1 protein-coding gene is annotated in these 1,276 nt (G+C 66.2%); it reads left to right on the forward strand.

Annotation, left to right across the window (positions count from 1 at the left end):
- The first annotated feature begins 70 nt into the window (after positions 1-70).
- Positions 71-1,242, forward strand: a protein-coding gene (locus ACFOY6_RS24085) for an IS3 family transposase (RefSeq protein ID WP_379632501.1) whose coding sequence is annotated in 2 segments (ribosomal slippage) — positions 71-320 and positions 320-1,242 — 1,173 coding nt in all. Because the reading frame shifts where the segments join, the coding sequence is not laid out codon by codon here.
- Positions 1,243-1,276 lie beyond the last annotated feature (34 nt).

The raw sequence follows: 1,276 nt of genomic DNA on the forward strand, positions 1-1,276 counted from the left end.
TGACCTGCCCCCTTAAAAGTGTACCGCCGCTGATGTGAGATTAGCGGGACGCGGAGGGGAGGAGGTTGAGATGGCGAGGAAGCAGCACAAACCGGAGGAGATCGTGGCCAAACTGCGCCAGGTCGAGGTGTTGGTGGCGCAGGGCAAGACGGTGGCCGAGGGAGCCCGGGTCATTGGGGTGACGGAGGCGACCTACTACCGCTGGCGGTCGGAATACGGTGGCCTGAAGCTGGACCAGGTAAAGCGGCTGAAGCAGTTGGAGCAGGAGAATGGCCGCCTGCGCAAGGCCGTGGCGGATCTGACGCTGGAGAAGCTGGTGCTGAAGGAAGCCGCGTCGGGAAACTTCTGAGCGCCGCGCGTCGCCGGGCGGCGGTGGAGCATGTCAGGGCGGCGCTGGGCGTCTCGGAGCGCTTTGCCTGCCGCGTGCTGGGCCAGCATCGCGCGACGCAGCGGCAGGCACCAGCCCCTCCGGACGACGAAGCGGCGCTGACGGCGGCGATCATTGGCCTGGCCCGGCAATACGGCCGATACGGCTACCGCCGGATCACGGCCTTGCTCCGGGCCGAAGGCTGGCACTGCAACCACAAGCGGGTGGAGCGGATCTGGCGCCGCGAGGGGCTGAAGGTGCCTGCCCGACAGCCCAAACGTGGAAGGCTGTGGCTGAGTGACGGCTCCTGCGTGCGGCTGCGCCCCGAACGGCCGGACCATGTCTGGGCCTACGACTTCGTGGAGGACCGGACGCGCGACGGACGCAAGCTCCGCATGCTGAACGTGGTGGACGAGTTCACCCGTGAATGCCTGGCGATCCGGGTGGCGCGGAAGCTGAGCTCCCTTGATGTCATCGACGTGCTGACGGAGCTGTTCATCGCCCGGGGCACGCCCGCGCATATTCGCTCCGACAATGGCCCTGAGTTCGTGGCCAAGGCGGTGCAGGGCTGGATCCGCGGCGTTGGCGCAAAGAGCGCCTTCATCGAGCCCGGCAGCCCCTGGGAGAACGGCTATGTGGAGAGCTTCAACGGCAAGCTGCGCGATGAACTGCTTGACGGCGAGGTGTTCAACACACTGGCCGAAGCCAGGGTGCTGATCGAGCAGTGGCGGGTCCACTACAACACGACCCGCCCCCATTCCTCGCTTGGCTATAGGCCACCAGCACCGGAGGTGATCATGCCGGAAAGGGCCAGACCAGTGCCCCACCCCGGTTCCAATGGCTCATCGCCGCCGCCTCTGACCATGCTCCACTAAAATCTTGCCCGGAACAGTTGATGGGGGCTGGTCA

It is taken from the genome of Teichococcus aestuarii (genome assembly GCF_042651065.1).
Taxonomy (GTDB): Bacteria; Pseudomonadota; Alphaproteobacteria; order Acetobacterales; family Acetobacteraceae; genus Pseudoroseomonas; species Pseudoroseomonas aestuarii.